Source organism: Paraburkholderia sp. CNPSo 3272, from assembly GCF_024206495.1.
Lineage (GTDB): Bacteria > Pseudomonadota > Gammaproteobacteria > Burkholderiales > Burkholderiaceae > Paraburkholderia.
On record NZ_JAMBPQ010000005.1, the window covers coordinates 84618 to 106971 of the forward strand.

The window sequence follows — 22354 nt, forward strand, 5'->3', positions numbered from 1 at the left end:
TGTTAGCAAACATATCGCGCTGCAATAATCCGGCAGATTTATTTGCACATCCTGGCTGCACAAGTCGGCGTTCTCCGATAATCTCCTCGAAAAGGTGCGCGCCCGACCGTCTTGGACAATGAGAATCCCCCACGGACGACGCCTCAACTGATATCGAATCGCAACGCGTTTGTGTCGTTACCATCCGCAACGAGGGAATCATTGAGAACCCGCATCGTCCTCCTCATCCTTGCGCTCGCGCTGCCATGGGCGCCGCTCCTCGCGGCGCCGCCCGCCGAGCCCGCGCCTGACACAATGCAGGCCCGCGTGATGGGTTGCGCGGCCTGTCACGGCGCACACGGCGAAGGCACCGACAACGACTACTTCCCACGTCTCGCGGGCAAGCCGGCGGGCTATCTGTTCAACCAGCTCGTCGCCTTCCGCGACGGCGGCCGCAGCTACCCGCCCATGAACTATCTGCTGGCGTATCTGCCCGACGCCTACCTCAAGCAGATCGCGGAATTCTTCTCGCAGCAGCACCCGCCCTATCCGCCGCCCGCCAAACCCACGGTCGACGCGGCCACGCTCGCGCTCGGTAAAACGCTCGTCATGAACGGCGACAGCAAACGTAACGTGCCCGCCTGCGCAGGCTGCCACGGCGCCTCGCTCACAGGCATGCAGCCGACCATTCCGGGCCTCGTGGGCCTGCATGCAAACTACATCAGTGCGCAGCTCGGCGCGTTCCGCTATGGCACGCGCCGAGCTGCCGCGCCCGACTGCATGCACGACATCGCCACCCGGCTCGCCGACCGCGACATCACCGCGATCGCGGCCTGGCTCTCGTCGCAACCCGCGCCCGCCGATACGACGCCAGCGGCGGCCTCGCCGCTGCCGCTCGCGTGCGGCAGCGTCCATAACTAGCCGGGGCCTCGACGTGCGCAGACTTCGATCCCTTCTCCCGTCATCGTCAAAGCCACTCGCGGCGCGTCTTTCGCTCGCGGCCGCCGCGCTTTGCGTGGGCGCGGCCACGGCGCTCGCGCAAACGGCCGCGCCCAGCGCCAACGCAGCGAACGCGGCAAGCGCCGCCGCAGCGGCTGCCGCGGCCAACGCGAAGCCGGTGGCGAGCAACGCCGAACTGATCGCGCGCGGCGAATATCTCGCGCGCGCCGGCGACTGCATCGCGTGCCATACGGTGCCTTCGGAGCAGATGTTCGGCGGCGGCCGCCCGATGGAAACACCGTTCGGCACCCTCTACACGCCGAACATCTCGTCGGACAAGACCTTCGGCATCGGCTCGTGGACCCCCGACGAGTTCTACCGCATGCTGCACGATGGCAAATCGCGCGACGGCACGCTGCTCTATCCGGCCATGCCGTTCGCGTCGTACACCAAGGTCACGCGCGCGGACTCGGACGCGATTTTCGCGTACCTGCTTTCCACCCAGCCCGTGCACAAGGAGAACCGCCCGCACGACCTGCGCTTCCCGTATAACAAGCGCGCGCTGCTGCTTGGCTGGCGCACGCTGTTCTTCCGCCAGGGCGAGTTCAAGCCCGACCCGAAGCAGTCCGCCGAATGGAATCGCGGCGCCTATCTCGTGGAAGGCCTCGGCCACTGCACGATGTGCCACACGGCGATCAACGCGCTCGGCGGCAACTCGGCTTCGAAGGAGTTCCAGGGCGGCCTGATTCCCGTGCAGAACTGGTACGCGCCCTCGCTCACGTCGAACCGCGAAGCGGGCCTTGGGGACTGGAGCATCGAGGACATCGTCGATCTGCTGCACGCGGGCGTGTCCAAACGCGGCGCCGTGTACGGGCCGATGGCCGAGGTGGTCTACGACAGCTTCCAGTACCTCACCGAAGACGACGTGCGCGCCGTGGCCGTGTATCTGAAGTCGCTGCCGGGCCATAACAACGAAGTCGACAAGTCGCCCAAGAGCACCTTCGCAACGGAGGAAGCCGCCCGCCTCGTGCCGCTCGGCAAGAAGATCTACGAGTCGCAGTGCGCGGTGTGCCACGCGACCGAAGGCCAGGGCAAGCCGCCGCATTTCCCGCCGCTCGCCGACAACCAGTCGATTCAGATGAATTCGGCCGTGAACCCCATCCGCATGGTGCTCAACGGCGGCTATGCGCCGGGCACGCGCAAGAACCCCATGCCCTACGGCATGCCGCCCTTCGCGCAGTCGCTCTCTGATGAAGAAGTGGCGGCCGTGGTCACCTATATCCGCACGGCGTGGGGCAATCACGGCACGCCGATTTCCGAGCACGAAGTGAACGCGCTGCGTTCCGCGCCGCTTTTCTGAGGCTGCGATGATCGAGACTCCCGTACCCGAACAACCGGGCGAGCGCCCGCAACACGAACAGGTCGACGAGATCGTGGCCGGCGGCCCGGGCGGCGCGCTCGCGATAGCGGGCATTGCCACGGCGATCGTGGCCGCGCTCTGGTTCATCTTCTACTTCGTCGTGTTCCTGCCGCGCGGCGTCATCCAATAGCTCAGACAGACACGAAAAGGCCGGCCTCATGTCGAATCCGCTCGATAACCATGCCAGTGCCGAAGTCGCCGCGCGCGTCGAGCGCCGCTGGGCGACGCTCATGGTGGCGTTCGTCTCCCTGCTCGTGGCCGTGGTGGTGTTCACGGGCCTGCACTGGGCCATGATGCCGCCCTCGCGCGTGGAGCTCGTCAATCCGCAAACGCTGCACCTGTCCGGCGAATTCGTCGAGTCGAACCTCGGCAGCGCCGTGGAAACCGACGGCTCCGTGACGGTGCGCATTCTCGCCCAACAATATTCGTTCACGCCGCAGTGCATTCTCGTCCCGGCGAACACGCCCATTACGTTCCGCGCGACGAGCGCCGATGTCGTGCACGGCTTTCTGGTCACGGATACCAACCTGAACTCGATGGTCGAACCGGGCTACATCTCGACGTTCCGCACGACCTTCGACAAACCCTCCGACCACCTCATGCCGTGCCACGAATACTGCGGCACGGGCCACCAGGGCATGTGGGCCCACGTGAAGGTCATCGACCGCGATGCCTTCATGCAGATGGCGAACCAGCCAGGCAATTCAGCGCGGAGACTCAGCTGTGTTAAATAACAAGCGACTCGTACTCGCCCACTTCTGGCTCGCGTTCATCGTCTTCGGCGTGGCGCTGCTGCTCGGCGCGTGGCAGATGTTCGTGCGCAGCCCGCTGCACCCGTGGCTCAACGACCCCGAGCTGTACTACCGCTCGGTCACGGAGCACGGCACCGTGATGGGTTATGTGTTTCCCACACTCATCGCTATGGGCTTCGGCTACGCGGTCAGCGAACTCGCGCTCAAGCGCCCGCTCGTGGGCGTGAAGTGGGCCTGGCTCGGCTTCATCCTGCTCGCGCTCGGCGCCGTCACGGCCTCGGTGCCCGTTGCGCTCGGGCTCGCTTCCGTGCTCTACACGTTCTACCCGCCGATGATCGGCAACGTGTTCTATTACCTGGGCGTCGTGCTCGTCGTGGTGGGCTCGTGGGTCTGGGTCGCGCTGATGGGCGTGAACACCGCGAAATGGAAGCGCGAGAATCGCGGCAAACCGCTGCCCCTCGCCATGTTCGCGACCACCGCCGGCGCGTATCTTTGGGGCTGGACCGCGGTGGGCGCGGCCATCGAAGTGCTGTTCCAGATCCTGCCCGTGGCCTTCGGCTGGCGCAATACGATCGACGCGGGTCTCGCGCGCGTGTTCTTCTCCTGGACGCTGCACGCCATCGTCTATTTCTGGCTCGTGCCCGCCTATATCGCCTATTACACGATCGTCCCGCGCGCGATCGGCGGCCGGCTCTACAGTGACGTGATGGGGCGCATCTCGTTCATCCTGTTTCTCGTGGTGGCCATGCCGATCGGCCTGCACCACCTCTTCACCGATCCGCAGGTGGGCTCGGGCTTCAAGTTCGTGCAGTCGGTGTTCACGGCGCTCGTCTCGGTGCCGACACTGCTCACCGTGTTCACGATCAGCGCGTCGGTCGAGATCGCCGGGCGGCTGCGCGGCGGCAAGGGCCCGTTCGGCTGGATCGCCAGGCTGCCGTGGCAGAACCCGCAAATGCTGGCCGTGGCGTTCTCGTTCGTCATGCTCGGCTTCGGCGGCGCGGGCGGCCTCATCAACATGAGCTACCAGCTCGACCAGTCCGTGCACAACACGCAGTGGATCACGGGCCACTTTCATCTGATCTACGGCGGCGCGATAGTCATCATGTATTTCGCCATCGCCTACGACCTGTGGCCGCAGATCACGGGCCGCGCGCTCAACAACTGGCGCCTCATGCGCTGGCAGTTGTGGCTGTGGTTCATCGGCATGATCGTGACGACCTTCCCGTGGCACCTGGTCGGCCTCATGGGCATGCCGCGGCGCATGGCCTATTACGACTACAGCGACCCGGCGCTCGCGGGCCAGGGCGCGCTCGTGGTGCTCTCGGCCATTGGCGGACTGATCCTCGTGATCTCGGCGGTGCTGTTCTTTACGGTGCTGCTCCAGGGGCATCGCAGCGAGGCGGCCGCGCCAGAGGAATATCGCTTCAGCAAGCCGGTGCACGAGTCGGCCACGCTGCCGGCGGCGCTCAATAGCTTCGGGCTGTGGGTCGTGCTGATGATCGCCCTCACGATCACCAACTACGGCTATCCGATCGCGCAACTGCTGGCGACGCCCGAAACGGCCGTGCCCGCGATCCCGATTGGAGCGCAGCGATGAGCGACGAACGCCAGTTCTCGTTTCGCAATGTGTGGTTTCGCGCGAGCGTCGGCACGGCCATCGTCGTGTTCGTCGTCTCCGTGCTGATCGGCTTCATCTGGCTGCCTTCCGCGAAGAGCGACCCGTATTTTCAGGGCATCTGGACAGCGCTCTGCAGCGCGGCCGGCGTGCCGCGCGAGTGGCACCCTGTCGGGTCGGCGGTGCCGCCGGGCTACAAACTGAGCCAGGTCGAACTGACGCCTCACATGCTCGACGGCGCGACGACGCTCTCGGTCGGCCGCGGCGCGACGCTCGCCTTGCGCTGCACGATGTGCCATGGCCCGCGCGGCATCAGCATGGCCAATTCGCCGAATCTCGCGGGCCAGTTCGCCATCGTGGTCTTCAAGGAACTGCACGACTTCCAGACCGGCGCCCGCCAGAACGCGGTGATGTCGCCCATGGCTCGCGATCTGTCCGACGAGGACATGCGCGACCTCGCCGCCTACTACGCCTCGCTGCAGCCGATCGCGCACCTGCATGGCGACGCACCCGCCATCGTGGCGCACGGCGCGCCGCTGCGCAATATTCCCGCGTGCGCGTCCTGCCATGGCGGCGTGGACAGCAAGATCGGCAGCCCGTGGCTCGACGGCCTGCCGGCCGCGTACACCAAGGCGCAGTTGCTCGCGTTCGCGAACGGCACGCGCCATAACGACATCTCCGGGCAGATGCGCAACATCGCGCGCAACATGACGCCCGAGGAAATCGACGCGGCCGCCGCGTGGTATGCGGGCGAAACGCCGCCGAAGCAACCCTGAACCTACCCACGCGGGGCCTGCGGCGGTATGCAAATTGCGCGCCCTGCACGTCCCTCACCCAACCTCGCGGAGCGACATCATGCAAAAGACGGCATCGGCAAAATGGCACGGCGGCATCAAGGACGGACAGGGCACGATTTCGACGCAAACCGGCGTGCTCAAGGAAGCGCCGTATGGCTTCGCCTCGCGCTTCGAAGGCGGTCCCGGCACGAACCCCGAGGAACTGATCGGCGCGGCGCACGCGGGCTGCTTCACCATGGCGTTCTCGCTCTTTCTGACCCAGGCGGGCTTCACGGCCGAGAGCATCGAGACGAAATCGACCGTCACGCTCGACAAGGCGGGCGAAGGCTTCGCCATCACGAGCTGCCAGCTCGACATGACGGCGAAGATTCCGGGCATCGATCAAGCGAAGTTCGACGAGCTTTCGAACGGCGCCAAGGAGAACTGCCCGGTATCGAAGCTCTTCGCCAACAACGCGAAGATCACGCTCAACGCGAAGCTCGTTTGAGAGGCTGTCATGGCCATCCCCCATGCCGCGCCGGGTGAGGTCTTCGACGTGCGTCCGCTAGGCGGCGCGCTCAAGAACACGAAGTCGACCACCCTGATCCGCGCGCAGCAACTCGAAGTCATGCGCATCGTGCTGCCCGCGGGCAAGCGCCTGCCCGAGCACAGCGTGCCCGGCGAGATCACGGTGCAGTGCGTGGAAGGCGTGATCCGCTTTTTCGTGAACGGCGACCCGCGCACCATGCACGCCGGCGACATGCTGCTGCTCGGCGGCGGCGAAACGCACGCGCTGGAAGCGCTCGACGACGCCTCCGTGATCGTCACGATTCATCTTGCCCATGGGGACAAGTAAGGGCTAATGCGGCATCGACAAGTAAAAGGGCGTGTCCTGGCGAATGCCGGACACGCCCTTTTACCTGTCAAACACGGGTTGCCCCGCCTCGCTCATTGCTTCGGCGGCAGCGGTTCGTCATTGAGCGTCTTGAGGAACGCGATGATGTCCTGAATGTCGCTTTGCGTCATCGCCGGCTTGTCGCCGAACTTGCGGTCGAACGGCGCATCGGTCACGTCCACGTTCTTCTGGAACTGCGGCGGAATATCGTCGTACTTGTCGATCTTGCCGTCGGGTCCGTGCGGATAGAACTTGCCCGGGTCCGTATTGCGATCGTTGTAGAACGCCATCACGTCGTCGAGGTTGTGGTACACGCCGTTATGGAAAAACACCGTGCGCGTGGCCGAATTGCGCAGCGTGGGCGTGAGGAACATGCCGCAGTACTGCGTCTGGTCCTTGAAGTCCGAGCGGAACGGGCCGCACACGCCGAGATCGAAGAAGTGCGGGTCCTTGTTCTGCGCGAGCTTGTTGTTGCGCGGCACACCCAGCGCCTCGTACTGGTAGTCCGTGAACATGGGCGGCAGGCCGTCCTTGCCGGGCTTCGAGAGGTGGCAGCCCGCGCAGTTCGCCTTGTTCGGGTCGTTGAAGAGACGAAGGCCGCGCAGCTCCGCTTGCGAGAGGCGCGCGTGGCCTTCGAGCCAGCGATCGTATTTGCTGTTATACGGGTGGAACGACTGATCTTCGACCTGGTAGCGCGAGATCGCGAACATCGCCTCCGCCACGGCCAGCTTCGGGTCGCTGAAGATCCGGTCGCCGAACAGTTCCGTGAAGTGCTTCGCATACGGCGCCTTCTCGAGCTTCGTCGCCACCTGTTCGATGCTCGTGTCCGCCATTTCCACAGGATTGAGCAGCGGGCCATACGCCTGCTGCTGCAGCGTGTCGGCGCGGCCGTCCCAGAACAGGCCGCCCTGCGGCACCATCTCCACGGAGGTCGATGCGCCGCCCGCCACCTTCTGCGACTTCACGACGTCGGCGGCGGCGCTGGCCTGCTGGACGACCGTCGGCGCGTCATCGGCTTCACCCTGGTCCGGACCGATGCTGAAGTTCGGTTGGCGGTACAGATACATGAGCGAAGGCGGCGGGCGATAACCCGGCTGGTTCATCGCGAGGCCGCCCATCTGCACGTCGTGCGCGTTCGGAGGACCGTAGGAACGGTCGGGGCTGTGGCATGAAGCACAGGACTGCTGACCGGAGCCCGAGAGCGCCGGATCGAAAAAGAGCTGCTTGCCGAGCTGCGCCATCGCCGAAAGCGGTGCGACTGGCGGGCGCTGCAGCACCACCGGGTGAGGATTCGCACCAGTCAGGTTCTCGACGACCTCGCCCACGGCATCGGGCACGTTGGCGGGAAACGCCACGGCGTAGGCGCAAAAACCCAGCGCGCCGACCGCAACCACGGCGGCGGCGGCGCGCAGGACGACCCGCGTGGGGCTCGCCGCGCTGCGCGGTTTGGGTGAAGACGGTGTAGGCGAAGTGGAAAGCTCGGACATGATGCGATCTTTCTTTGCGTAATACCACGAGAAGGAAAAGCCGAATGCCGCGAGCACCCAGCGAACATCGAAGCTGGCGCGCAACGCGGCGAGAGCCATACGACGCGACAACGACGCGAGGCCGGCCGCCCGGCACGCGCGAGGCTTGCGCGGGCCGACGGTCGAACCTCGCGCCGGACGTCGATCAGATCGACGGCGCGGCGCTCAAAACGCGGCGTGCACAAGTGCGCCCTGCCGCCGCGGCGTTCAGGCGGCGCCCACCCATTCTGCGGACAGACCCCAATGCGCCTTACATCAGGGCGAGCGCATTACAACATCGCAAGATGACTACACGGCGACCGTTTAATTTCCGAATACTTTCACTTATTTTCAGAGCCGAAAGAATCGCTGGAGGGACGGTGTCTGCGGGGTTCCGGATTCGGCCCTGGATTCGCTCCGTACGCAGGGGCCGGGATTGAGCCGATTGCACTCCTTGGGCCGCGAGCTATAACTGAAAGCACAGCGCGGATGTTCTCTGCGCCCGCGCGCCCCTTCTTCTTGCGCCGCGCCGCGCTGTGCCGCCCCCGAATGCGTGGGCGCGCTTCCTTCGTGAGCAGTGAGCTAAGACGTTCGGCAGCCGTGCGCTGCGCGCAGGCATCCCGACTTTCCAGATGAGTGTGCGACTTAGGCTTTGCCTCTCGCTCGCGCGCACCTTCGCCGCGGAGTCACTCCGCCGTTATCCCGCAGTGACTCCGTCATTGCCGCGAAGGCGCACTCACGAACTCGAGAAAGGAGGTTGATATGACATTACGCCTGGCATTGATCGCCGCATGCGTGGCGGCCGTGGCAGCCGGTGCGCCCGGCACGGCGCGCGCGAAGGACGAACCCGTTTCACAGGAGCGCGCGCATCAGACGATGACCGACGACGCCGATGCTTCGGCTCAGGCCAGCACCGACATGTCGTATGGCGGCACGCCCGATACGCATAGCGCCTCGGGCCATCGCACGGGCAAGATGTGCTGGCCTCGTCCCGACTGCGACGTGTTCTTCGGTCACTGAAGCGCGCCCGCTGAACGAGCGCCGATGAATCCGAGGCGGCGGCACGCAAGATCCGCCGCCCTCGCCTCACTCACTTTGAATGCCTGCGCGCGGGCTGGCCGCCGCGTTACGCGCGCCGGGCGAAACCCACCGCGCGCCACGTAAACAGCGCGCCCGCCAGCATCAGCAGGCTCGTGCCGAGGAACACGGCGCGCATGCCAAGATGCCCGCCGACGAAGCCGCCGATCAGCGGCCCGAGCACCTGCCCCGCGAATTGCGCCGATACCGAATAGCCCAGCACGCTGCCTGCGGCATGGTCCGGCGCGTTGTGACGAATCACCGTCGCAATGCACGGCAGCAGCGCCGCGAGCGACACGCCCATGAGAAAGCGCAGCGCGACGAGTTGCCAGCCCGCCGTAACGAACGCCTGCGGCACGAGCACTAATGCCGAGGCCGCCAGCGCCACGACGATCACTTTCGCGTGCCCCACACGGTCCGCAACGCGCCCCAGCCGCGAAGCCGCGACGATGCTTCCGAGCGCCGCCGCCGACATCGCGAGGCCCGCGACGAACGTGACGCGCGCAGGGTCGCGCACGAGCGTCGCCACGTACACGGTGATGATGGGTTCGATCGACATATTGGCGAGCATCAGCAGCGTGCCCGTCACGAGCATGGCGACGATCGGGCGCTTGTCGGGCAGCGCCGACCAGCCGCCCTTCTGCGCCGCATGCGCTACGCGCGCGGGGCGCGGCGCTTCCTTGACGAACACGCAGGTCGCGATAAAGGCCGCGAAGATCGTCGCGCCCGCCACCCAGAACGTGGCGCGCAGGCCGATGAGCGGCGGCAACATTCCGCCCACGAGCGGGCCGATGAGGTTGCCGGCCATGATGCCCGACGACAGCACGCCGAGCGCCCACGCCGAACGGTGACGCGGCGTTTGCGTGGCGACGAGGATGGTCGAGCCCGACGAATAGCCGCCCGCGAAACCAGCAAGCAAACGCAGCGCGACGAGTTGCCAGATATTGCGCGACATACCGATGAGCGACATCGTGATCGCCATGCCGAGGCTCGCGCGCACGAGCATGGGCTTGCGGCCGTAGCGGTCGCCGAGGCGCCCCCACACGGGAGCGACGAGCGCCGCCGTGAAGAACGTCGCGCTGTACGCAATGCCCGACCATTGCACGATTGCCGCGTGGCCGCGCACGCCCAGTTCCTCCACGTAGAGCGGCAGGAACGGCAGCATCAGCGTCATGGCGGCGAGCGTCGTGAACGAGCCCCCCACGCACACCGCGAGATTGCGCCGCCAGTGTTGCTCGACATCGGCGTCGTGCGGATTTTCGGGTAGCGCTCGCTGCGTGCGGGAGACGGCAGGCGATGGCGTAGATGCCGATGCGGAAGTCGAATCGGACGCCCCGGCGCGATCGCGAGGCGGATCGTCGGGGTCTTCTGCGCGGGAGGTCATCGGCGGATCGAGGTAGCGGCGGGCTACGCGCTTCGCCCGCTCGCCGGGCGTAGTCGCAAGGCGCCTACGTTAAGCGAAGCGCGCCGCGCCTGTCAATTTTTTAAGCGTCCGCCGAGGATGGGCGCTCGGGCGCAGGCCGCAACTACTGGCTCGAGGCGCGCAGTTCGTTTGCCGCTATTGCACGGCGGTCTGCAGCAGCCCCACCACGCGTTGCAGCGGCAAGAGCACTTCGGCGTCGATGCCGTAAAGCGGGCCGAGCGTCTGCGAGACGTCGCGATAGTCGAGCCGCGTGTGTCCTTCGTTGTCTTCCCAGATCACCATGCGCAGCGGCAACTCCACCGCCGCGTGCGGGTTGGCCGCCATGACGGGCGTACCCGCCTTCGGATTGCCCAACAGGATGAGGCGCGTGCGGCGCAGGCTGAGCCCGGCGGTCTCGGCGGCTTCGCGCTGGTCGACGTCGGCGAAGATATCCGCGCCCGCCTTGGCCAGCGCGGTCTTCAGGCGCGCGATCGTCGTGTCGAAGTCGTGGACGCTCTTGAGCGCCAGCACGGACGAGGGATGTTGCCCGTATTCGGCCATGACAAACTCCTCCTATGGCGCACGGCCCGCGCGAATGCGCGATGCATGCAACGGCACTTTATCCCAGAATGCACAGCGGATGATCCAGGGCGCGCGCGGGGAGGGGTCAGGCGCACGGCTACCCGGGGCTCGTCTTCTTCACGCCATGCGACTGGGCAGCATGCGCAGCGTGGCGGGACCACGCGCGCCACCACGCCCACGCCGCGCCTGCCGATAGCACGCCGGCGATCAGCAGATTCACACGCATGCCCGCGCCAATCGATGCGCGCCCCGCGATCATCGCGCCCGCCACGGCCACGCCGAGCGCCGCGCCGGTCTGCCGGGCGGCGTTGAGCACGCCGGCCGCGATGCCCGCGCGGCCCTGATCGACCGTCGCCATGAGCGCCGCCGTGGCCGCAGGCGTGACGAGACTCGCGGCGAGACCGATGGCCGGCAGCGGCAAGGCCAGCAAGTCGTATCGCGTCGTGCCGCACGCCGCCGCGCCGAGATAGCCCGCCGCCGCGAGCAGGCAGGCGAGCGCGACGAGCGCGCGCGGGCCGAGCCACGCCACCGCGCGCCGCGAAAGCAGACTGCCGATCGGCACCACGACGGTGAGCGGCAGGAAGGCGAGGCCCGCGTGCAACGGCGCATAGCCGCGCTCCCGCTGAAGATACAGGCTGAGTCCGAATAGCAGACCGTAGAATGTGAACGCCGAAATCATCGAGACCAGCACGGCCGCAGTGAACACGCTATCGCGGAAGAAGCCGAGCGGTAGCATCGGCTGCGCGCGGTGCTTTTCCAGCGCGACGAAGGCGATCGCCGCTACGCATGCCAGCGCGAGACCGCCCGCGACGAGCGGAGCACGCCAGCCGTGCGCAGGCGCCTCGATGATGGCGGCACTGAGCAGCGCCAGCGCCGCGATGGCCGCGGCCTGGCCAGCGAGATCGAGCCGACGCGAAGCGCCTCTTCGCGGCTGCGGCGCCACGCGCGCGGCCATGACGATGCCCGCGAGGCATACCGGCACGTTGAGCAGAAAGATGCTGCGCCAGCCGACGAGGCCGATCAGGACGCCGCCCAGCAACGGCCCCGCCGCCATCGCGACGCCGCCGAGCCCGGCCCACACGCCGAAGGCGGCGGCGCGTTCACGCGCGCTGGCGCACGCGCCGTTGATGAGCGCCATCGAAGCGGGCACGAGCAATGCCGCGCCCACGCCCTGCAGCACGCGTCCGAGCGTGAGCAGCGCGAGGCTCGGCGCGGCGCCGCACAACGCCGAGGCCGCCGTGAAGACGGCGAGGCCGGCCATGTACACCTGGCGCGCGCCGAGCCGGTCGCCGAGCGTGCCGCCCGAAAGCAGCAGGCTCGCGAATGCGAGCGTATAGGCGTTCACGACCCATTGCAGGCCGGCCACGCCGCCCGCAAGACTCGCACCGATACGCTCCAGCGCGACATTGACGATCGAGGTATCGAGGATCACCACGACATAGCTGATGCTCGTGGCCCAGAGCACCCGGCGTTGCTGTTCCCGGCTGTGCGCCTCTTGTGTCTCGTGTATTTCGTGCATCTGCATAGGCTCTCCCGCCAGGCCGGCGCGCGTTGGGCGCCGGTCACGAGCCCAGTATCGGGCGCACAGCAGTGGCGATGCTTCGATGCGTGTCGAAACATGCGATGCTGCTCGCGCGTTACGCTTTGCGTATGTCCTGGAGAAACGCATGAACGGCACGAACATGCACCCGAGGGTGTCCGCCACAGCATTCCTGATCGCCGACCCCGCGCGGGCCGCGATACTGATGGCCCTCGCCGCTGGCCGCGCGCTGCCCGCCGGCGAGTTGGCTTACGCGGCCGGGGTCACCGCGCAAACCGCGAGCAGCCATCTGGCGAAGCTGCTGGACGGCGGACTGCTCGCCGTGGAAAAGGAAGGCCGCCATCGCTACTACCGGCTCGCGGACGCCCAGGTCGCCACCTTGCTCGAAAACCTCGCGACGGTCGGCGCATGCGCGCCGGTGCGCCGCAAGCCCCCTGGCCGCGAGGCGCAGAATCTACGCTTTGCGCGCTGCTGCTACGACCATCTCGCGGGCCAGGTGGGCGTGGCGATCACGGAGCGCCTCACGGATGCGGGGCTCATCACGGCGCAAGCGGACAAACGTTTCGCGGTGACGCCCGCGGGCGAGACATGGTTCGGCGAACTCGGGCTCGACGTCGCCGCGCTCAAGCCGGGGCGTCACGGCATTGCGCGTCAATGCCTCGACTGGACCGAGCGCCAGCATCATCTGGCCGGGCCGCTCGGCGTGGCCTTGCTCACGCTGCTGTGCGAACGCGGCTGGATGCGGCGCACAAGTGCGTCACGCGCGGTGCAGGTCACGCCGCGCGGCTGGGCCGATCTGCGCGAGCGGCTGGGCCTCACGCCCGAACTGCTGGCCGCCCACGAAGATGATTCGAATGCCTAACGAATTGCGCCTCCTCATGCCACGATAAACCGCTGCGCAAGCCGGACCCAGCACGCCGCGCCGAGCGGCAGCACCTGGTCGTTGAAGTCGTAGCCTGGGTTGTGCACCATGCAGCCGCCGTACTCCCAGGCAGGTTTCACTTTTGAAAGAAGTCACAAACTTTCATCTTGATAACCGGATGGAATCGGAGGGACGCGCAACGGCCCTCGAGCGATGGCCGGCGTTGCGCGGCCTCTCTCAACCGGAGCTCGCAGCCACGACATGACTAGACAATTAATGAGGTATACCAAGGACCGCAACAGCCCATGTCGCAACGACGACTCGACTTGCCACAAGCGCGAATTCACCGAAAGCTCACGCCTGTTCACAGGGTTTTCCATGAGTCGGGATTTATGAAATTCTCTTGCGCTCAAATTCTTTTCTCTCCATGCTTGTCTATGCAAGTCGCACGAACGAATGAACGTCCCCACGGGTCCACAGTACCCACCGACAAAGGAGCATGGTCATGCAGGCGAAGTACACCCGGCTGGCAAAAGCGCTGATTGGCGCAGCACTTGGCGTCACGCTGCTTGGAAGCGGCAGTGCCGGCGCGAAGGAATGGAAAAGCGCGACGATCGCGCTCGACGGCAGCTATGCTCCCTGGAACCTGACACTGCCCGGCGGCAAACTTGGCGGCTTCGAACCCGAACTCGTCGAAAACCTGTGCGCGCGTGCACAAATCCAGTGCAAGCTCGTCGCCCAGGACTGGGACGGCATGATTCCGGGCCTGCAGGCGGGCAAGTTCGATGTCCTGATGGATGCGATCTCGATCACGCCTGATCGCGAGAAAATCATTGCATTCTCGAAGCCCTATGCGGCCACCCCGGCAACCTTCGCCGTCTCCGATACGAAGATCCTGCCGAAGGGCGGCCCGAACACGCCGCCTCTGAAGCTCGACGCCGACGCGCGCAGCAACGCGCCCGCCATCGAATCGATGCGCAAGGCGCTGAAGGGCAAGACCATCGGCATCCAGTCGGGCACGGTGTATACCGGCTTCATCAACGCCAACTTCAAGGACGTCGCGTCAGTGCGCGTGTACAAGACCGCGCCCGAGCGTGATCTCGATCTCACGAACGGCCGTATCGACGCCACGTTCGACGACGTGACCTACTACACAGCCAACGCCGACAAGTCGCCCGTCGTGATTGCGGGCACGATGATTTCCGGTCCGATCTGGGGACCGGGCGAAGGTCTCGCGTTCCGCAAACAGGACGCCGACCTGAAGGCGAAGTTCGACAGCGCGATCACGGCGGCACTTGCCGACGGCACCGTGAAGAAGCTCGCACTGAAGTGGTTCAAGACCGACGTGACGCCGTAAGCATCGCACCCTGGCGGCGCGCGCCGCGCCTGACGCGCGCCTTCGCTTCCCGACCCGCCTGGATCCCTGCCATGTCTCTGTTATCGCTATTCAACACACTCGGCCTCGGTCCGGACGGCTGGGGTAGCGTTCTGCTCCTCGGCGCGTTGATGACCGTCGTGCTCACGCTTGCCGCATTGGCAATCGGCGCCGTGTTCGGTGCGCTCATTGCCGCGGCAAAACTCTCGCGCTTGCGCGTGCTGCGCGTTTTCGGCGACTTCTACACGACCGTCTTTCGCGGCGTGCCCGAATTGCTCGTCATCTATCTGTTCTACTTCGGCGGCTCTTCTCTCGTCACCACCGTCGGTCAGTGGTTCGGCGCCGAAGGATTCGTCGGCGTGCCTCCCTTCGCCGTCGGCGCGTTCGCGGTCGGCATGATTTCCGGCGCTTATCAGGCCGAGGTCTATCGCGCCGCCGTGCTCGCCGTTGCGCGCGGCGAACTCGAAGCCGCTCGCGCGATAGGCATGCCGACGCTCACGCTGTTTCGCCGGATTCTGATCCCGCAGGTGCTGCGCTACGCGCTGCCCGGCATCGGCAACGTCTGGCAGCTGAGCCTCAAGGACTCCGCGCTGATTTCCGTCACCGGTCTCGCCGAGCTGCTGCGGGCGAGCCAGATCGCAGCGGGCTCGACGCACCAGTACTTCCTGTTCTTCGTCGTCGGCGGTCTGCTCTATCTCGCCATGACGGGTGTGTCGAACCGTGTCTTCGGTCGCGCCGAAGCGGTTGTCGGCCGCTCGTTCAAGCGCAACTTTGCTCGCAACTGATCGGGGAGCGCACACTCATGAAAATCGATTTCGCGTTCCTGCTCGACACGATGCGCCAGCTCATCGGCGCCGTGCCGACCACGCTCGGCCTTTTCTTCGCCTCGCTCGTGCTGGGCGGCTTGCTCTCGCTCGTGATCGTCACGATGCGCGTCTCGCCGCACTGGCTGCCGAACCGCTTTGCGCGCGCCTACATTCTCGTATTTCGCGGCTCGCCGCTGCTGATCCAGATGTTCCTCGTCTATTACGGCCTTGGGCAGTTCGGCGTGATTCGCGAAAGCTTTCTGTGGCCCGTGTTGCGCGAACCCTATGTCTGCGCGGTCCTCTCGCTCGCGTTGTGCACGGCAGGATACACGGCCGAGATCATCCGCGGCGGCCTCATGGCGGTGCCCGTCGGGCAGATCGAAGCCGGCTACTCGATCGGCCTTTCCGGCTTCGCCCTGCTGCGCCGCGTGATCGGCCCCATCGCGCTGCGTCAGTGCCTGCCCGCGTATTCGACCGAAGCCGTGCTGCTCGTCAAGTCGACGGCGCTGGCGAGCCTTGTCACCGTTTGGGAAGTGACGGGGGTTGCGCAGCAGATCATTCAGCAGACCTATCGCACCACCGAGGTGTTTACGTGCGCCGCGCTGATCTACCTGTTCCTGAACTTCGTGGTCGTGCGCGTGATCGGCTTCGTCGAGCAACGGCTGTCGCGCCACCTGCGCGCGGCGCCGCCCGCCCCGCGCAAACCCGCCGCGCCGCTCGAAGCCACGCGTGCCGCGTCGTGACCCGCCGCCCTACCTGGAGAGATTGATGAATACGTCAGCACCCGTTGCGCTGTCGGTGCGCAACATCCACAAATCGTTCGGTGACCATCACGTGCTCAAGGGCATTTCACTCGACGCTCACGAGGGCGACGTCATTTCGATTCTCGGCGCAAGCGGCTCGGGCAAGAGCACGTTCCTGCGTTGCCTGAATCTGCTGGAAACGCCGGACGACGGCTCGGTCGCGCTCGCGGGCGAGGAACTCAAGATGAAGCGCCGCAGCGACGGCAAGCTGCAGCCGGGCGACCGCCGTCAGGTCGACCGCGTGCGCTCGCAGCTCGGCATGGTGTTTCAGAACTTCAACTTGTGGTCGCACATGACCGTGCTGGAGAACCTGATCGAAGGCCCCATGCGCGTGCTCAAGCGCAGCCGCGCGGAGTCGGTCGAAGAAGCCGAGGCGCTGCTCGCCAAGGTCGGCCTTGCCGACAAGCGCGGCTACTACCCCGCACACCTGTCGGGCGGCCAGCAGCAGCGGGTGGCGATTGCGCGCGCGCTCGCGATGCATCCTAAGGTGATGCTGTTCGACGAGCCGACCTCGGCGCTCGACCCCGAGCTGGTCGGCGAAGTGCTGCGCGTAATGCGCACGCTCGCCGACGAGGGCCGCACGATGCTCGTCGTCACGCATGAAATGGGCTTCGCGCGCCACGTTTCGAATCGCGTGATGTTCCTGCACCAGGGCCAGGTGGATTCGGATGGCTCGCCAGACGAAGTATTCGGCGAACTGAAGTCGGACCGCTTCCGCCAGTTCGTGTCGAGCCACCAGGATCGCAACGCTCACTAAACCCGCACCACGCACTCCCATGGCCATCACCCGTACCCAGAATCCACTCGACTGGCGCGCGATCGCTGCTGTCGCCGCTGGCGAGCCGCTGATGCTCGGCGCCGATGCGCAGGCGAACATTCGTAGCGCCCGTGTGCTCGTCGAACAGATCGTCGCGCGCAGCATCCGTGCGTATGGCGTGAACACGGGCGTCGGCGCGCTGTGTGATGTGATCGTCTCGCAAGACGAACAGCACGACCTGTCGCACAACATCCTCATGAGCCACGCAGTGGGCGTGGGCGAGCCGCTAGGCGCTGACGAGACGCGCGCGATCATGGCTGCGGCCATCAACAATTTCGCGCATGGACACTCGGGTGTGCGCCTCGAAGTCGTCGAGCGTCTCGCCACGCTGCTGGAGGCGAATTGCCTGCCGGAGGTGCCCGCGTTCGGTTCCGTCGGCTATCTGAGCCATATGGCGCATATCGCGCTCGTTTGCGTGGGCGCGGGACATGTGCGCTGGAACGGCGAGCGCGTGAGCGGCGCTCAAGCCCTGCAGCGGCTCGGCTTGCAGCCCCTGTCGCTCGAAGCGAAGGAGGGATTGAGCCTCGTGAACGGCACGCCGTGCGTGACCGGGCTCGCGGCGCTTGCGCTTCACCGCGCGGAGCGCTTGCTCGACTGGGCGGACGTCGTCGCCGCAATGAGCTTCGAGAATCTCGGCGGCCAGATCGCGGCGTTCGACACTCGTTCGCTTGCGTTTCGTGTGTCGCCGGGCCTCGCCCGCGTGGGCGAGCGTCTGCGCGCGGCGCTCGCCGGCAGCTCGCTGCTCGAGATCTCGCTTGGGCGGCGCACCCAGGACCCGCTCAGCGTGCGCACGATTCCGCACGTGCACGGCGCCGCGCGAGACACGTTCGCTGCAACGGCCGAAGTCGTGAACCGCGAGCTTGCCTCGGTGACGGACAACCCGATCGTAGCCGGCACGCCTGAGTCGCCCCAGGTGTACTCGCAGGCGCATGCGGTCGGCGCCTCCATCGCACTCGCCATGGACAGCCTCGCAACGGCGATTGCGCAGGTCGCGGCGATGGCCGAACGCCGCCTCGACCGTCTGGTCAACCCGCTCGTGAGCGGCCTGCCAGCCTTCCTCGCGCACGCATGCGGCACCCGTTCGGGCTTCATGATTGCGCAGTACACGGCCGCGTCGCTCGTCGCGCAGAACCGCCGTGAAGCCGCTCCCGCGAGTCTCGATGGCGGCGTGACATCGGGGCTGCAGGAAGACCATTTGTGCCATGCGACGCCGGCTGCGCTGAAGGCGCTCGCGGTCATCGAGAACAGCAACCGCATTCTCGGCATCGAACTGCTCGCTGCGGCACAAGCCTACGATCTGCAGCCGCTCGACGCGGCGCGCGCGCCCTATACGGACGCGCTCTACGCCAGCGTGCGCTCCACGCTGCCGACCTATCACGACGACCGCCCGCTCTCCGACGACATGACTTTCGCGTTTCGCCTCGTTGCCGATGGCGCCCCACCGCCGCTTCCCGGCCCGGCATGCGACGGCACCGGTGGCGTCTCGCGGGAAGCGCAGCTGGACATGCCGCCAATCGCGCGCAGTACGACGGCCCCGGCGAGCCGCGCGGTTCCCGGCACCGTCGGCGTCTGAAGCGAGGTCGGATATGAACGCGCCATCTTCGCTGATCGACAACTCGACGCATCCCGCGACAGCGCATAAGGTCGCTCCGGCGTATGAGCAGATCAAGCGCTACGTGGTCGATCGAATCACGGACGGGACCTGGAAGCCGGGTGAGGCCATTCCATCGGAGACAGAACTCGTCAAGGAATTCGGCGTCGCGCGAATGACCGTATCGCGCGCGCTGCGCGAATTGTCGGCCGAGCATGTGCTCAGACGCGTTCAGGGCGCGGGGACGTTCGTCGCCTCGCGCGACGTCGAATCGACCGTCCTCGAGGTTCGCAACATTGCCGACGAAATCGCCGCGCGGGGTCACCGGCACAGCGCGCGAGTGCTGACGCTGGGCGCAAGCTCGAACGATCAGGCGATGGCCGCGCTCGAGCTCGGCTGCGGTTCCGTGTTCCATTCGCGGATCGTCCACTACGAGGACGACGAAGCGATTCTGTACGAGGACCGCTACGTGAACCCCCATGTGTTTCCGGGTTATCTCGAACAGGACTTCACACGGGAAACACCGAACCATTACATGATGCGGCTCGCGCCGGTTCAACGGGCGGAGTTCCGGATCTACGCGCAAAAACCGGATGCGGACATACGACGCCATCTTGCGATGAATATTGGCGAGCCCTGCCTGCTGATGTGGCGGCGTACGTGGGTCGGCAGCGCCGTGGCGACCGCCGTCGAGCTTTGGCATCCCTCATCACGGTTTCATCTGGTCGGCAAAGTATCGGCCTAGCACCGGGTGCACCGCGCCCCGATCCTCACCGCGCCGCGCAACGTTTAGAATCTCCTCCGATCGAAGACCATCGAAGCGCCACGCGCGGGGAGCATCGCAGATGAAACTGCACCAGTTGCGCGTCCTGCTCGCGCTCGCGCAGCACGGCAGCATGCACGACGCATCGCGCAGCCTGCACATCTCGCAGCCGGCGCTTTGGTGTACCGGTCCACCGACCTGATGACGCAGGTGTGCACCGAGTTCAGCAAGGAGATTCGCCATCGCTGCCGCACGATGGTCTCGCCGCGCGCCGCCGCGCTCGCCACGGCGCGCCCGCGCAAGACAACGGGCGCAGCCGCGAAGTCACGTGCGCAAGGCTGACATCGCGGCCTGCGGAGTTTAGCCCGCTGCCTGGCCCTGCTTGCCACTCGCCTCGCGCGCCCGCGCGAGCAGGCCGAGATTGCCCTCGCCGAAACCGTGGTGGCCGCTGCGCTGCACGACTTCGAAAAAGATCTCGCCGGCATGGCGTTTGGCAAAGGTCTGGAAAAAGAGCCGCGGCACGCCGTCTTCGCCAATCTCGCCATCGATCAGCACATGGCGCTTGCGCAACGCTTCCAGGTCCATGCCGTGGCCCGGCAAACGCGAATCCACTGTGTCGTAGTAAGCGAGCGGCGGTTCGACGAACTCGACGCCATTGGCCTTGAGCGCATCGACGCTAGCGAGGATATCGCTGCTCGCCAGCGCGATGTGCTGTACGCCTTCGCCGGGATGCTCGGGCAGATAGTCGTGCAATAGCTGCGTGCGCCGCGTGCCTTCCTCATAGACAGGAATGCGAAGCTCGCCATCGGGCGACACCATCACGCGGGACTCTTCGGACACGTGCCAGTTCGCGTTGATCTCGTGGATCTCGCGAAAATGCAGCAGGTCGCGATAGAAGTCGAGCCATTCCGCAATGCGCCCCGCCCCCACCGTTTGCGTGAGGTGATCGACGCGCGTGAGGCCGGTGCCGCCGTGATCGAGATCGGTATGCGCCGTGGCGACGTCGATGGGCCGGAAGTCGATGTCGAAGATTGAAATGTCGCCCACGCCGCCGCGCTGGCCGCCGCGGCCGCGCCAGCGGTCGATGAAATAGAGGTGCGAATCGCCAATGCCCTGGATCGCGGGAATGTGCAGTTCCGCGGGACCGAGGCGCTCGCCTTCGAATGCCCACGCGCCGAGCGAGATGGCGTGCTTGAACGCGCGTTTCGCATTGTCGACGCGCACGCCTATCGCGCAGATGCCCATGCCGTACTCCTGGGCGTAGCGCGCGGCGAACGAATCGGGCTCGGCGTTCAGCAGGAAATTCATCTCGCCCTGGCGATAGAGCGTGACCGCCTTGCTCACATGGCGCGCGATCGCCTTGAAGCCGAACTGCTCGAAACGGCGCCCGAGGTCGGCGGGCTCGGGCGCGGCGAACTCGACGAACTCGAGTCCCGCCATGCCGAGCGGGTTGTCCGCCTGCGGCGGAGGATTAGAGGGGCTGGACATGCAATGGGCTCCTGACGCAAGCGCTGAAACGGACACCTCGCGCCCCGCCGCAAACTTCGCGGGCGCAACGGCCTCATGAGGCAAGCCGATTTTAACCAGTTCGTTCATTTTGACGAAGAGCGCCGCACATGGGCGGTCCCCGCGCCATCTCGGTGCAAACCCGCAAAGCGTTCGATAATCGCACGCAATTGGGCGATAATCGCGCAAACGGCGCCGGCACGCATTGCCGGACCGCGCGGGCCGCCCTATGCTGCGTCTCACGTTTTGGCACACCTCACTGCAGCATGGCACATGCGCAACATTGCCGTGCCGCTCAGGAATCGCAACGGCGAAGTCGTCGCCGCGCTCAGCACCAACATGCCGATGGGCGAAGAAAGTCCCGAGGCCGCTCTCCAGCGTGTCCTGCCGCATCTGCAGGAATGCGCGCTCGCCATGCTCAACGTGCTTTAACTGCGTTTGAGCCACGGCTCACGGGCGCGTGAGCACTGCATGATCGCCCGTCATGCGCGCATTGCCCGTCACCGCGAGTCCCGCCGTGGCGAGCGCTTCGCGCGCATGCCTGCGTATGTCGTCGACGGCGTATTGCGCATCGGCGTTGCGCACCCAGGCGCGCACCAGCAGGCGCGCGCCGCCGCTTGACGAGTAGCTGTCCACGGCAACCGTCGGCGCGAGCGTCGTGCCGCCCTGCACGCGCGGCTCAGCGCTAACCATCTCCTTGAGCTTGCCGATGGCGGCGTCCACCTGGTCGCGCCGCGCGAGATCGACCGTGACGTCGATACGCTGCGTGCCGCCGCTGCTGTAGTTGATGACGGGATTACTCCAGATCTGGCTGTTCGGCACGAAGACGACATTGCCGTCGCCGCGCTCGATGCGCGTCGTGAACAGCCCCACTTCAGACACGATGCCTGCCGCCGCGCCGCTGCCTTCGATCATGTCGCCGGCGCGAAACGGGCGAAGCATCAGCAGCATGATGCCGGCAGCGATGTTTTGCAGCGTGCCTTGCAATGCGAGGCCGATGGCGAGACCGGCGGCGCCCAGCGCGGCGAGCACGCTAGCGGTTGCGATGCCCACCTCGCTGAGCGCGGCGACGAGCGCAATCACGCGCACCGTCCACGCGGCCATGCCCGCGAGCATCGGCGCGAGCGTCGGGTCCGCGTGCGAGCGCGCCAGCATGCTCGCGCACACATGCGCGACGCGATTGGAAACCCACCAGCCGACCACCAGTATCAGCACGGCGACGATCACATTCATGACGTCGTGCGTCATCGTGGCGAGCAGCGAAGGTTGCAGATGGAAAAGGCGGTTGAGGAAATCGTCCATGATCGGGGATCAGATGGTTGCGATGGGGGCGAGGTGCGCGCCTGGCG

General features: G+C 66.2%; 23 protein-coding genes and 2 pseudogenes. 19 read left to right on the top strand and 6 right to left on the bottom strand.

Going from position 1 to position 22354, the window contains the following annotated elements; genetic code table 11:
• The first annotated feature begins 171 nt into the window (after nt 1–171).
• The 8 genes from M3I53_RS08290 (at nt 172) to M3I53_RS08325 (ending at nt 6337) form a co-directional block, all read left to right on the top strand.
• Entirely contained in the window at nt 172–900 is a 729-nt protein-coding gene (locus M3I53_RS08290; RefSeq protein WP_375542480.1) for a c-type cytochrome, read from the top strand.
• 94 nt (nt 901–994) lie between these two features.
• The gene (locus M3I53_RS08295; RefSeq protein ID WP_375542486.1) at nt 995–2278 is read left to right on the top strand and encodes a c-type cytochrome; all 1284 of its coding nucleotides are present in this window, start codon (nt 995–997) and stop codon (nt 2276–2278) included.
• 7 nt (nt 2279–2285) lie between these two features.
• A complete protein-coding gene (locus tag M3I53_RS08300) occupies nt 2286–2468 on the top strand; it encodes a hypothetical protein (protein ID WP_254315476.1) in 183 nt (60 codons plus the stop codon).
• A gap of 28 nt (nt 2469–2496) precedes the next feature.
• The gene (locus M3I53_RS08305; protein ID WP_254315477.1) at nt 2497–3072 is read left to right on the top strand and encodes a cytochrome C oxidase subunit II; all 576 of its coding nucleotides are present in this window, start codon (nt 2497–2499) and stop codon (nt 3070–3072) included.
• Nucleotides 3062–4687: a cbb3-type cytochrome c oxidase subunit I gene (locus M3I53_RS08310; protein ID WP_254315478.1), complete on the top strand. Its 1626-nt coding sequence runs from the start codon at nt 3062–3064 to the stop codon at nt 4685–4687. Before M3I53_RS08305 ends, M3I53_RS08310 begins: the two co-directional genes overlap by 11 nt.
• On the top strand, nt 4684–5481 hold the full coding sequence (locus M3I53_RS08315; protein WP_254315479.1) for a c-type cytochrome: 798 nt from the start codon (nt 4684–4686) through the stop codon (nt 5479–5481). Before M3I53_RS08310 ends, M3I53_RS08315 begins: the two co-directional genes overlap by 4 nt.
• A gap of 79 nt (nt 5482–5560) precedes the next feature.
• Nucleotides 5561–5989: an OsmC family protein gene (locus M3I53_RS08320; RefSeq protein WP_254315480.1), complete on the top strand. Its 429-nt coding sequence runs from the start codon at nt 5561–5563 to the stop codon at nt 5987–5989.
• 9 nt (nt 5990–5998) lie between these two features.
• A complete protein-coding gene (locus tag M3I53_RS08325; RefSeq protein WP_254315481.1) occupies nt 5999–6337 on the top strand; it encodes a cupin domain-containing protein in 339 nt (112 codons plus the stop codon).
• Nucleotides 6338–6429: 92 nt separating this feature from the next.
• On the opposite strand, the gene M3I53_RS08330 is transcribed toward M3I53_RS08325, so the two are convergent.
• Complete coding sequence (locus M3I53_RS08330; RefSeq protein ID WP_254315482.1) at nt 6430–7863, bottom strand: cytochrome-c peroxidase; 1434 nt, start codon at nt 7861–7863, stop codon at nt 6430–6432.
• 780 nt (nt 7864–8643) lie between these two features.
• On the opposite strand from M3I53_RS08330, the gene M3I53_RS08335 reads away from it, so the two are divergent.
• Nucleotides 8644–8901 carry a hypothetical protein gene (locus M3I53_RS08335; RefSeq protein WP_254315483.1) on the top strand — a complete coding sequence of 86 codons (258 nt, stop codon included), beginning with the start codon at nt 8644–8646 and terminating at the stop codon, nt 8899–8901.
• 106 nt (nt 8902–9007) lie between these two features.
• On the opposite strand, the gene M3I53_RS08340 is transcribed toward M3I53_RS08335, so the two are convergent.
• The 3 genes from M3I53_RS08340 to M3I53_RS08350 all read right to left on the bottom strand — a co-directional run bounded on the left by M3I53_RS08340 (nt 9008) and on the right by M3I53_RS08350 (nt 12467).
• On the bottom strand, nt 9008–10342 hold the full coding sequence (locus tag M3I53_RS08340; protein ID WP_254315484.1) for a multidrug efflux MFS transporter: 1335 nt from the start codon (nt 10340–10342) through the stop codon (nt 9008–9010).
• Nucleotides 10343–10516: 174 nt separating this feature from the next.
• Nucleotides 10517–10921 carry a DUF302 domain-containing protein gene (locus tag M3I53_RS08345; protein WP_254315485.1) on the bottom strand — a complete coding sequence of 135 codons (405 nt, stop codon included), beginning with the start codon at nt 10919–10921 and terminating at the stop codon, nt 10517–10519.
• 118 nt (nt 10922–11039) lie between these two features.
• A complete protein-coding gene (locus M3I53_RS08350) occupies nt 11040–12467 on the bottom strand; it encodes an MFS transporter (RefSeq protein WP_254315486.1) in 1428 nt (475 codons plus the stop codon).
• Between the two features lie 142 nt (nt 12468–12609).
• Between M3I53_RS08350 and M3I53_RS08355 the strand changes: the two genes are divergently transcribed.
• From M3I53_RS08355 to M3I53_RS08395, 9 genes and pseudogenes are all read left to right on the top strand, one after another.
• Nucleotides 12610–13344: a helix-turn-helix transcriptional regulator gene (locus M3I53_RS08355; RefSeq protein ID WP_254315487.1), complete on the top strand. Its 735-nt coding sequence runs from the start codon at nt 12610–12612 to the stop codon at nt 13342–13344.
• A gap of 505 nt (nt 13345–13849) precedes the next feature.
• Entirely contained in the window at nt 13850–14701 is an 852-nt protein-coding gene (locus M3I53_RS08360; protein WP_254315488.1) for a transporter substrate-binding domain-containing protein, read from the top strand.
• A gap of 71 nt (nt 14702–14772) precedes the next feature.
• A complete protein-coding gene (locus M3I53_RS08365) occupies nt 14773–15504 on the top strand; it encodes an ABC transporter permease (RefSeq protein ID WP_035514088.1) in 732 nt (243 codons plus the stop codon).
• Nucleotides 15505–15521: 17 nt separating this feature from the next.
• On the top strand, nt 15522–16268 hold the full coding sequence (locus M3I53_RS08370) for an ABC transporter permease (RefSeq protein WP_254315489.1): 747 nt from the start codon (nt 15522–15524) through the stop codon (nt 16266–16268).
• 25 nt (nt 16269–16293) lie between these two features.
• Nucleotides 16294–17085 (top strand): ABC transporter ATP-binding protein, encoded by a 792-nt coding sequence (locus M3I53_RS08375; RefSeq protein WP_254315490.1) that lies wholly within the window; start codon nt 16294–16296, stop codon nt 17083–17085.
• Between the two features lie 19 nt (nt 17086–17104).
• Nucleotides 17105–18718 (top strand): histidine ammonia-lyase, encoded by a 1614-nt coding sequence (hutH, locus tag M3I53_RS08380; RefSeq protein WP_254315491.1) that lies wholly within the window; start codon nt 17105–17107, stop codon nt 18716–18718.
• A gap of 13 nt (nt 18719–18731) precedes the next feature.
• Nucleotides 18732–19481, top strand: a complete 750-nt coding sequence (gene hutC / locus M3I53_RS08385; RefSeq protein ID WP_254315492.1) for a histidine utilization repressor — start codon at nt 18732–18734, stop codon at nt 19479–19481.
• A gap of 100 nt (nt 19482–19581) precedes the next feature.
• A pseudogene (locus M3I53_RS08390) lies at nt 19582–19677 on the top strand (LysR family transcriptional regulator); the annotation flags it as partial.
• Nucleotides 19678–19679: 2 nt separating this feature from the next.
• Nucleotides 19680–19841 (top strand): hypothetical protein, encoded by a 162-nt coding sequence (locus tag M3I53_RS08395; RefSeq protein WP_254315493.1) that lies wholly within the window; start codon nt 19680–19682, stop codon nt 19839–19841.
• An 18-nt stretch (nt 19842–19859) separates the two neighbouring features.
• On the opposite strand, the gene M3I53_RS08400 is transcribed toward M3I53_RS08395, so the two are convergent.
• Nucleotides 19860–20987: a 4-hydroxyphenylpyruvate dioxygenase family protein gene (locus M3I53_RS08400; RefSeq protein ID WP_254315494.1), complete on the bottom strand. Its 1128-nt coding sequence runs from the start codon at nt 20985–20987 to the stop codon at nt 19860–19862.
• Nucleotides 20988–21278: 291 nt separating this feature from the next.
• Here M3I53_RS08400 and M3I53_RS08405 point away from each other — a divergent pair.
• Nucleotides 21279–21437: pseudogene (locus tag M3I53_RS08405) on the top strand (IclR family transcriptional regulator C-terminal domain-containing protein); the annotation flags it as partial.
• An 18-nt stretch (nt 21438–21455) separates the two neighbouring features.
• On the opposite strand, the gene M3I53_RS08410 reads toward M3I53_RS08405, so the two are convergent.
• Entirely contained in the window at nt 21456–22307 is an 852-nt protein-coding gene (locus M3I53_RS08410; protein ID WP_254315495.1) for a mechanosensitive ion channel family protein, read from the bottom strand.
• Between the last annotated feature and the right edge of the window lie 47 nt (nt 22308–22354).

Coding starts and splice junctions, on each gene's coding strand:
- M3I53_RS08355 (WP_254315487.1), top strand. CDS start 12,610: ATGAACGGCACGAACATGCACCCGAGGGTGTCCGCCACAGCATTCCTG.
- M3I53_RS08400 (WP_254315494.1), bottom strand. CDS start 20,987: ATGTCCAGCCCCTCTAATCCTCCGCCGCAGGCGGACAACCCGCTCGGC.
- M3I53_RS08360 (WP_254315488.1), top strand. CDS start 13,850: ATGCAGGCGAAGTACACCCGGCTGGCAAAAGCGCTGATTGGCGCAGCA.
- M3I53_RS08325 (WP_254315481.1), top strand. CDS start 5,999: ATGGCCATCCCCCATGCCGCGCCGGGTGAGGTCTTCGACGTGCGTCCG.
- M3I53_RS08375 (WP_254315490.1), top strand. CDS start 16,294: ATGAATACGTCAGCACCCGTTGCGCTGTCGGTGCGCAACATCCACAAA.
- M3I53_RS08370 (WP_254315489.1), top strand. CDS start 15,522: ATGAAAATCGATTTCGCGTTCCTGCTCGACACGATGCGCCAGCTCATC.
- M3I53_RS08340 (WP_254315484.1), bottom strand. CDS start 10,342: ATGACCTCCCGCGCAGAAGACCCCGACGATCCGCCTCGCGATCGCGCC.
- M3I53_RS08345 (WP_254315485.1), bottom strand. CDS start 10,921: ATGGCCGAATACGGGCAACATCCCTCGTCCGTGCTGGCGCTCAAGAGC.
- M3I53_RS08350 (WP_254315486.1), bottom strand. CDS start 12,467: ATGCAGATGCACGAAATACACGAGACACAAGAGGCGCACAGCCGGGAA.
- M3I53_RS08330 (WP_254315482.1), bottom strand. CDS start 7,863: ATGTCCGAGCTTTCCACTTCGCCTACACCGTCTTCACCCAAACCGCGC.
- M3I53_RS08410 (WP_254315495.1), bottom strand. CDS start 22,307: ATGGACGATTTCCTCAACCGCCTTTTCCATCTGCAACCTTCGCTGCTC.
- M3I53_RS08335 (WP_254315483.1), top strand. CDS start 8,644: ATGACATTACGCCTGGCATTGATCGCCGCATGCGTGGCGGCCGTGGCA.
- M3I53_RS08305 (WP_254315477.1), top strand. CDS start 2,497: ATGTCGAATCCGCTCGATAACCATGCCAGTGCCGAAGTCGCCGCGCGC.
- M3I53_RS08365 (WP_035514088.1), top strand. CDS start 14,773: ATGTCTCTGTTATCGCTATTCAACACACTCGGCCTCGGTCCGGACGGC.
- M3I53_RS08320 (WP_254315480.1), top strand. CDS start 5,561: ATGCAAAAGACGGCATCGGCAAAATGGCACGGCGGCATCAAGGACGGA.
- M3I53_RS08315 (WP_254315479.1), top strand. CDS start 4,684: ATGAGCGACGAACGCCAGTTCTCGTTTCGCAATGTGTGGTTTCGCGCG.
- hutH (WP_254315491.1), top strand. CDS start 17,105: ATGGCCATCACCCGTACCCAGAATCCACTCGACTGGCGCGCGATCGCT.
- M3I53_RS08300 (WP_254315476.1), top strand. CDS start 2,286: ATGATCGAGACTCCCGTACCCGAACAACCGGGCGAGCGCCCGCAACAC.
- hutC (WP_254315492.1), top strand. CDS start 18,732: ATGAACGCGCCATCTTCGCTGATCGACAACTCGACGCATCCCGCGACA.